8 protein-coding genes and 1 pseudogene are annotated in these 7,892 nt (G+C 62.5%); all 9 read left to right on the top strand.

Annotated elements, in window-relative coordinates; genetic code table 11:
- Positions 1-99: 99 nt before the first annotated feature.
- Positions 100-1,185, top strand: coding sequence for a Gfo/Idh/MocA family oxidoreductase (locus tag EN932_RS23485; RefSeq protein ID WP_127369091.1), 1,086 nt, complete (start codon positions 100-102; stop codon positions 1,183-1,185).
- A 55-nt stretch (positions 1,186-1,240) separates the two neighbouring features.
- The gene (locus EN932_RS23490) at positions 1,241-2,155 is read left to right on the top strand and encodes a sugar phosphate isomerase/epimerase (RefSeq protein ID WP_013530826.1); all 915 of its coding nucleotides are present in this window, start codon (positions 1,241-1,243) and stop codon (positions 2,153-2,155) included.
- A gap of 64 nt (positions 2,156-2,219) precedes the next feature.
- The gene (locus tag EN932_RS23495; RefSeq protein ID WP_127369090.1) at positions 2,220-3,164 is read left to right on the top strand and encodes a substrate-binding domain-containing protein; all 945 of its coding nucleotides are present in this window, start codon (positions 2,220-2,222) and stop codon (positions 3,162-3,164) included.
- A 61-nt stretch (positions 3,165-3,225) separates the two neighbouring features.
- Positions 3,226-4,227 (top strand): ABC transporter permease, encoded by a 1,002-nt coding sequence (locus EN932_RS23500; protein WP_127385410.1) that lies wholly within the window; start codon positions 3,226-3,228, stop codon positions 4,225-4,227.
- Positions 4,224-5,006, top strand: coding sequence for an ATP-binding cassette domain-containing protein (locus EN932_RS23505; RefSeq protein ID WP_024501560.1), 783 nt, complete (start codon positions 4,224-4,226; stop codon positions 5,004-5,006). The genes EN932_RS23500 and EN932_RS23505 overlap by 4 nt, the downstream gene beginning before the upstream one ends.
- Before the next feature lie 16 nt (positions 5,007-5,022).
- A complete protein-coding gene (locus EN932_RS23510) occupies positions 5,023-6,204 on the top strand; it encodes an aldose 1-epimerase family protein (RefSeq protein ID WP_128369105.1) in 1,182 nt (393 codons plus the stop codon).
- A 10-nt stretch (positions 6,205-6,214) separates the two neighbouring features.
- Entirely contained in the window at positions 6,215-7,336 is a 1,122-nt protein-coding gene (locus EN932_RS23515; RefSeq protein ID WP_127369031.1) for a fatty acid desaturase family protein, read from the top strand.
- A 10-nt stretch (positions 7,337-7,346) separates the two neighbouring features.
- A complete protein-coding gene (locus EN932_RS23520; RefSeq protein ID WP_013530832.1) occupies positions 7,347-7,661 on the top strand; it encodes a MocE family 2Fe-2S type ferredoxin in 315 nt (104 codons plus the stop codon).
- Between the two features lie 34 nt (positions 7,662-7,695).
- Positions 7,696-7,892: pseudogene (locus EN932_RS23525) on the top strand (3-methyl-2-oxobutanoate hydroxymethyltransferase); the annotation flags it as partial.

Genomic DNA, 7,892 nt, shown 5'->3' on the forward strand with positions numbered 1-7,892 from the left:
GATATCCTGCGAGCCGGCCAGAGTGCATTATTTCGAACAGAGCGGCGGGGCGTTGGCACGATGACGGCCGCCGCAAGGAAAGAGTTTCGGGAGGAAGAGATGGCAAGCAAAGGCTTCGAGCCGGACGTGAAGGTCCGCACGAAGGAATACAAGATCGGCTGTGTCGGCGCAGGCATGATCATGGCCGAGTGCCATCTCGCCGCCTACAAGGAAGCCGGGTTCCCGGTGGTGGCAATCGCCTCGCGCACCAGGGCCAGCGCCGAGAAGGTGGCGACGCGCTGGGGCATTCCGACCGTCCACGACACACCGGAAAAACTGATCGAGGACGAAAATGTCGAGATCATCGACCTTGCTTTCCCGCCCGACCTGCAGCCGGCGCTGATCCGTCACGCGCTGAAGCAGAAGCACATCAAGGCGATCCTGGCGCAGAAGCCGTTGGCCTTGTCGGTCGACGAAGCGGTCAAGCTGCGTGACGAGGCGGCCAAGGCCGGCAAGATCCTCTCGGTCAATCAGAACATGCGCTACGACCAGTCGATGCGCGTCTTGAAGCAGATCATCGACAGCGGCGCGCTGGGCGACATCGTCTTCGCCCAGATCGACATGCACGCCATCCCGCACTGGCAGAGCTTTCTCGAGGATTATGACCGGCTGACGCTCGCCAATATGAGCGTGCATCATCTCGACGTGCTGCGCTTCCTGTTCGGCGATCCCGACGAGATCACCACGCTGACACGCAAAGACCCGCGCACGACATTCGACCACTCCGACGGCATCACCGTGTCGACGCTGCGCTTCCCGTCCGGCGTGCTTGCCGTGTCGCTGGAGGATGTCTGGTCCGGTCCGCGCCAGGATGGCTACAAGGACGACCAGCACATCAACTGGCGCGTCGACGGCAGCAAGGGGGTCGCGAAGGGCACCATCGGCTGGCCGACGGGCGCTGCCTCGACGCTGACTTACGCTTCGACCGAGACGACCGGCGGCGAATGGGTCAGCCCGAGCTGGGACACGATGTGGTTCCCGCATGCCTTTATCGGTGTGATGGAGCAGCTCCAGCACGCGGTGAAGACCGGCACGCCGCCGGCGCTGTCGGTCGCCGACAACGTCAAGACCATGGCGCTGGTCGAGGCGGGCTACCGCTCGATCGACGAGGCCCGCATGGTCAAGCTTTCCGAAATCGCTACCTGATCACCGCAGCTGAAACACCAGACAACTGAATCGCTTACAGGGAGGAATTCACACCATGATGCAGGCAGGTATTTTCACGGGCTATTTCCCGTACGGCCTCGAAGAGACGGCGAAGAAAATCCGCGGGCTCGATTTCAACACGGTGCAACTCGACCTCCACTTCAAGGATGTCGACCTGTCGGCCGGGCAGATCACCAAGGACAAGGCCAAGAAGGTGCGCGACGTCTTCCGCGATCATCACCTGCCGGTGTGCTGCATTTCCGGCTACACAAATATCATCCACCCGGACAAGGCCGAGCGCGACAAGCGCGTCGGCTACCTCAAAGAGATCATCCGCAACGCCCGCCATTTCGGCAGCCCGTATGTGATCTCGGAAACCGGCACCTACAACACAGAATCCGACTGGGTGCATCACCCCAAGAACAAGACCGAGGAAGGGTTCGAGGAATGCCGCAAAGTGGTCGCCGACCTTGCCCAGACGGCCTATGACCACGGCGCGGTCTTCCTGCTCGAAACCTATGTCAACAACGTCGTCGGCTCGGTCGAGGAGACGGTCAAGATGTTCGCGCAGGTCGATCACCCCGGCCTCGGTCTGCTGATGGACCCGACCAATTATTTCGAGACGCATAACATCGACAGGATGGACCAGATCCTGAACCAGGTGTTCGACACGCTGACCGACAAGATCAGAATAGCTCACGCCAAGGACGTCAAGCGTTCGGGCGGCGACAAGTCCGAGAAGCACGCCGATATCGGCGACGAGGACGCGCTGGAGAGCCATACATTCCGTGGCGTCGGTGAGATCGAGTTGCCGGCACCGGGCCTCGGTTCGCTGAACTACGACCTCTATCTCCAGCGGCTGGCGGAAAAGCATCCGAACATCCCGGTGATCATCGAGCATCTCTCGGAAGACGACGTGCCGCGCGCCAAGAAATTCCTCGACGGGAAGTTCCGCGCCAACGGTCTGTGACGGCCTTCTCGCGCCGCTGGTTCGCGGCGGCGCGGTTCGGTTCCAAAGTAAGGGAGGAGAAAAAATGTTGAAATTCGCATTGAAACTGGCGGCTGCCGCAACGCTGCTCGCCGGTGTCTCATTGAGCGCGCCGGCAATGGCGCAGGATGGCCAGAAGACGTTCTACCTGCTGTCGCATGGCGGTCCGTCGGATGCGTTCTGGCTGGACTGGAATGCCGGCGCGACCAAAGCCTGCGATCAGCTCAAGGTGACGTGCAAGATCTCATTCAGCGGCGCCGACATGGCGGCGCAGAAGGAGGCCTTCAATTCCGCGCTTGCGGCCAAGCCCGACGGCATCGCCACCACGTCGGCCCAGCCGGGCTTGTGGACGGAAGAGGTGAAGGCGGCCAAGGCAGCCGGCATCCCGATCGTGTTCTTCAACACAGACGACCCGGCGACCGGACGGCAGGCCTATGTCGGTGCCGATCTCAAGGAGGCGGGCGTCATCTGGGCCAAGTATCTTGTTGACCACAAGATGGTGAAGCAGGGCGACAAGGTGTTCCTGCCGGTGGAAGTGCCTGGCGCCAGCTATCAGCAGCTGGAGACCGAAGGCATCGCCAGCGTCTTCGATCCGTTGGGGATCAAATATGATGTGGTCGATTGCGGCACCGACCCGGCCGGCATCATTGCCAAGATGACCGACTACATGGTGGCCAACAATCCGCCGGCGATCATCGCGCTTGGCGATTCCGTCGCGGCCAGCGTCAAGCGGGTGTTCGACGGCGCCGGCGTGCCGGCCGGCAAGATCCCGGTCGTCGGCTGGGGCAATTCCAAGGAAACCGCGGAAGCCGTCAAATCCGGTTTCGTCAACGCGGCCGCCTGGCAGTTCCCGTCTGCGCAGGGCTTCATGCCGGTGGCGCTGCTCGGGCTCGCCGCTTCGGGTGAGCCGATCGGCTACGACATCCATACGTTCAGCCTCTACGACGCCTCGAGCGTCGAACCGATCCTGAAACTCTACGACACGAAGTGAAAACCGGTGCCCGCGGCGCAAGCCGCGGGCGTCTCTTCAAAGCATGGTTCAAGCAGTCATGATGATCGCCGCAGAAGACGAAATGCCTGTCGGGAAACGCAGATCGAGCCTTATACGCTCGCCGCAATTCTCCTCGCTCGTCATCCTCATTGTCCTGCTCGCGGTGTTCGCCATTGCCGATGCCAATTTCCTGTCGCCGCTCAACATCTCCAACATGATGGCGTTCCTGCCCGAGCTCGGCATCATCGCGCTCGGCATGACGCTGCTGTTGACGGCGGGCGAGTTCGACCTGTCGGTCGGCGCCGTGTTCGGGCTGGCCCCGGTCGTCGTCATGCTCCTGGTGCAGAACGGCGGCGTGGATATAGGTGCCGCCCTTCTGGCCGGGCTTCTGCTGTGCATCGCCATCGGCGCCATCAACGGGCTGATCGTCACCAAGATCGGCATTTCGTCCTTCCTGGTCACGCTTTCGATGCTGCTCGTGGTGCGTGGGGCAGCGCTCTACATCACACAGGGCTTTCCGCTGAAATCCTGGGACCAGCCGGGTTTTTTCGTGACGCTGCTGGCCGGCAGCTTCAATGTCGGCTCGTTCCGGTTCTACACCTCGCTGTGGTGGTTCATCGGTCTCTCGCTGCTGGCAATCTATGTGCTGCGCTATGCCAAGCTCGGCAACTGGATCAGCGCCATCGGGTCGAACCGCAACGCGGCGGTGGCGCGTGGCGTGCCGGCGGACGCCGTCAAGGTGTGGCTGTTCATCCTGACTTCGGTTCTGGCGGGGCTGGCCGGCATGATCAGCGCCTTCCGCATTTCGGCCGCTTCACCGGTGGCCGGCACCGGCTACGAACTCGAAGTGATCGCCATGGTGGTGGTCGGCGGCACGGCGCTGACCGGCGGACGCGGCACGATCCTCGGCACCATCGTCGGTGCGCTGATGCTGCGCGCGATCCGCAACGGCATCGTGCTGATCGGCGTGCCGGGCCTCGCCTACAATATCTTCGTCGGCCTGATCATCCTCGCCATGCTCATCCTGCACGCTTTGCTGCAGAAGAACGCCGCAAGGGGCTGACGATGGAAGTTCTCCGGCTGCAGAATCTGCAAAAATCCTTCGGCAGCGTCCGCGCGCTGAAGAATGCGTCCTTTGCCCTCAAGGAAGGCGAGGTGGTGGCCCTGCTCGGCGACAACGGCGCCGGCAAATCGACGCTGATCAAGGCGATTTCCGGTGTGTTTCCGATCGACCGTGGCGACATCTATGTGCGCGGTGAAAAGGTTTCGATCCGTTCGACACGCGACGCGATGGACCTCGGCATCGAGACCATCCACCAGGATACGTCTCTGGCGCCGGATCTCAGCATCGCGCGCAATCTTTTCCTTGGGCGCGAGCCGGTCAAGCTGAAATGGCTGGGCGTGTTCGCGCCGCTCGATTTCGCCAAATTGCGAGACGCGGCGTCGGCGCTGTTGAAGCGCGTCGGCATCTCGAAAAAACTCGACGCCGATGCGCTGGTCTCGACGCTATCGGGTGGCGAGCGGCAGTCGATCGCGATTTCTCGCGCCATGCAGTTCGCTGCCAAGGTCATCATCCTCGACGAACCGACCAACAATCTCGGTGTCGAGGAAACCCATGGCGTGCTGCGCTTCGTCAAGGAGGTGCGTGACGCCGGTCATTCCGTGCTCTTGATCACCCACAACATCCATCACGTGTTCCAGGTCGCCGACCGCATCATCGTCATGCGCCGCGGCGAGATCGTCGCCGAGCAGACGGTTGCCGATACCGATCTCCTGACCGTGGAAAGCATCATCACCGGCGCCGACATGTCGGCCCTGCTGAAAGAGACGAGAGCGAAGTGAAGAAGTTGGCCGTCACATGGTAGAACTTTACGGCAAGACGCTTTCGCGCCGGCAGGTGTCGGAACGTTCGGGCATGCTGTCGCAATTTGCCGGCGTGCGGCTGATGACGCTTGGCGACGGGGTGGAACGCGGCATCCGCATGCTGGAGTTCCGCACCGGCTCGGGCCTGCGCTTCACGGCACTGGTCGACCGGGCGCTCGACATCGCTGACTGCGACTTCAAGGGCCAGGCGATCGGCTGGCATTCGCCGAGCGGTTTTCGCCACCCCGGCCTGCACGATTATGAGGGGGAAGGGGGGCTCGCTTGGGCGCGTTCGTTTTCAGGGCTGCTTGTCACCTGCGGCCTCGACCACATATTGGGCCGGGAAGAAGTGCCGGCCGATAGCTACAACTACCCGGGCAGGAAGACCGTGATCCATTCGCTGCATGGCCGCGTCGGCACCATTCCGGCGCGGCTGACCGGTTATGGCGAGACCTGGGACGGCGACCGCTGCGTGCTGTGGGCCGAAGGCACCGTGCAGCAATCGGCAGTGTTCGGCGAGGATCTGCATCTGATCCGGCGTATCGAGGCCGATGTCGGCGGCAACGAGATCCGGCTGTCGGATCGCGTCGTCAACCACGGTTTCAACCGCACGCCGCACATGTATTTTTACCACGTCAATGTCAGCCATCCCTTGCTCGACGAGGGTTCGCGCTATCTGGCGCCGATCCGCGACGTCGTCTGGGCTGGCCATGCCGGCGAGCGCTACCAGGCGCAGAAGGTGGGTTACCGCACGATGCCGGCGCCGCAATCGGGTTTCAGCGAGCAGGTCTGGCAGCACGAGATGGCGGCGGACGCCAATGGCGAGGTGCCGGTGGCAGTGGTCAACGATCAGCTCGGGCTCGGCTTCGAAGTGGTGACGCGCAAGGACCAGCTGCCTTGCGCATATCAATGGCAGAATTTGCAGGCGGGGCAGTATGCGCTGGGCATCGAACCCTCGACGCATCATGTGCTCGGCAATCTCGCGGCGCGCGAGCGGGGCGAGATGATCTGGCTGGAGCATAGTGAAAGCCGTTCTTACGACGCAGTGTTCCGGGTGCTCGACGGCGCCGGCGCGATCGCCGAGGCCGAAGCAAAGATCGCGTCGATCGCCAGGCAGCCGCAACAGGATTATCCTGTGCCGTCGGGTAATTTTCCGGGATTGGCGGACAGGGCATGAGGCGAAACGAATGCTCCGGCTGGCGGGCCGGAAATCGGAGGTCGATGTGATGGAGAAAAAGCGCGACTACAGCCTGGTCGGGGAAAGCACGCGCATCGCGATCGAGACCGGGCTGGCCTCGGCCGAGTGGTATCACACCGATGTGCCGCGCAAGGCGATGAAAGAGCTGATGCAGCGCTCGGACGGCCCGGCGATCCGCGACACGATCATCTGGATCGTTGCCATATTGGGTTCCGCCGCCGGGATCGCCTGGTTCTGGGGCACGTGGTGGGTGGTGCCGTTCCTGCTCGTCTATGGCGTGCTCTACGGCTCGTCCAGCGACTCGCGCTGGCACGAGTGCGGCCACGGCACCGCCTTCCGCACACGCTGGATGAACGATGCCGTCTACCAGATCGCCAGCTTCATGCTGATGCGCAATCCGGTGACCTGGCGCTGGAGCCATGCCCGCCACCACACCGACACGATCATCGTCGGCCGCGACGCCGAGATCGCGGTGATGCGTCCGCCGGACCTGCTGCGCGCCGCACTCGCCTTCACCGGTGTTCTCGATTTCCGCTATTCGCTGCCGACGCTGGTGCGCAATGCGTTCGGCAGCATCTCGCCGGACGAGAAAAGCTTTATTCCCGAGATGGAGCTTCACAAGGTGGTCACAGCCGCGCGCTGGCATGTCGCCATCTATGTCGGGGCGATCGGGCTGGCGCTTTATCTGTGGTCGTTCCTGCCGCTGGTGCTGATCGGCCTGCCGCGCCTCTACGGCAGCTGGCACATGGTGCTGACCGGCCTGCTGCAGCATATCGGGCTGGCCGACAATGTCACCGACCACCGGCTGAACACGCGCACCGTCTACATGAACCCCATCAGCCGCTTCATCTATTGGAACATGAACTATCATGTCGAACATCACATGTTTCCGATGGTGCCCTATCACGCGCTGCCGAGGCTGCACGAATTGATCAAGCACGATCTGCCCGAGCCGAACCCTTCGATGTGGCATGCCTATCGCGAGGTCTGGCCGGTGCTGCTGAAGCAGCTTCAGTACGAGGATTATTTCCTCAAACGTGAATTGCCGCCGACGGCGCGGCCGTACCGGGACGAATTCCATGCACTGACCGTTCCGGCGGCGGCGGAATAGGGAAAAGCAGATGGCCGACTGGGTTGAAGCGTGTGGCGTCGACGATGTCGAGGAAGAGGATGTCATCCGCTTCGATCATGGCGGCCGTACCTTCGCCATCTATCGCAGTCCCGATGACGAGTACTTCGCAACCGACGGATACTGCACGCATGAGAAGGCGCATCTGGCCGATGGGCTGGTGATGGACGACATCATCGAATGCCCCAAGCACAATGGCCGCTTCAACTACAAGACGGGCGTGGCTCGAGGCGCACCGGTATGCGTCAATCTCGCCACCTATCCAGTGAAGGTCGAGGCTGGCAAAGTGATGATCCAGATCGGCTGACCTGCCGCCGAATGCAACTGAGGGAACCCTTTTGATGAGCCGAAAAAGACCGACGGTGGCGGATTTGCGCGCCATGAAGGGCAAGCGACAGCTGACCATGCTGCGTGTGCTGACGATGGACGAGGCCGAGGCCGCGGAGCGCGCAGGGGTCGACATCGTCTCGGTGCCGCCCGAATTGGTGCTCAACCCTGAGTACCGCGACGCGGCGCCCAGCCTGTTCACCATGCCGGG

It is taken from the genome of Mesorhizobium sp. M7A.F.Ca.US.002.01.1.1, assembly GCF_004022955.1.
In the GTDB taxonomy this organism is placed as follows: domain Bacteria; phylum Pseudomonadota; class Alphaproteobacteria; order Rhizobiales; family Rhizobiaceae; genus Mesorhizobium; species Mesorhizobium ciceri.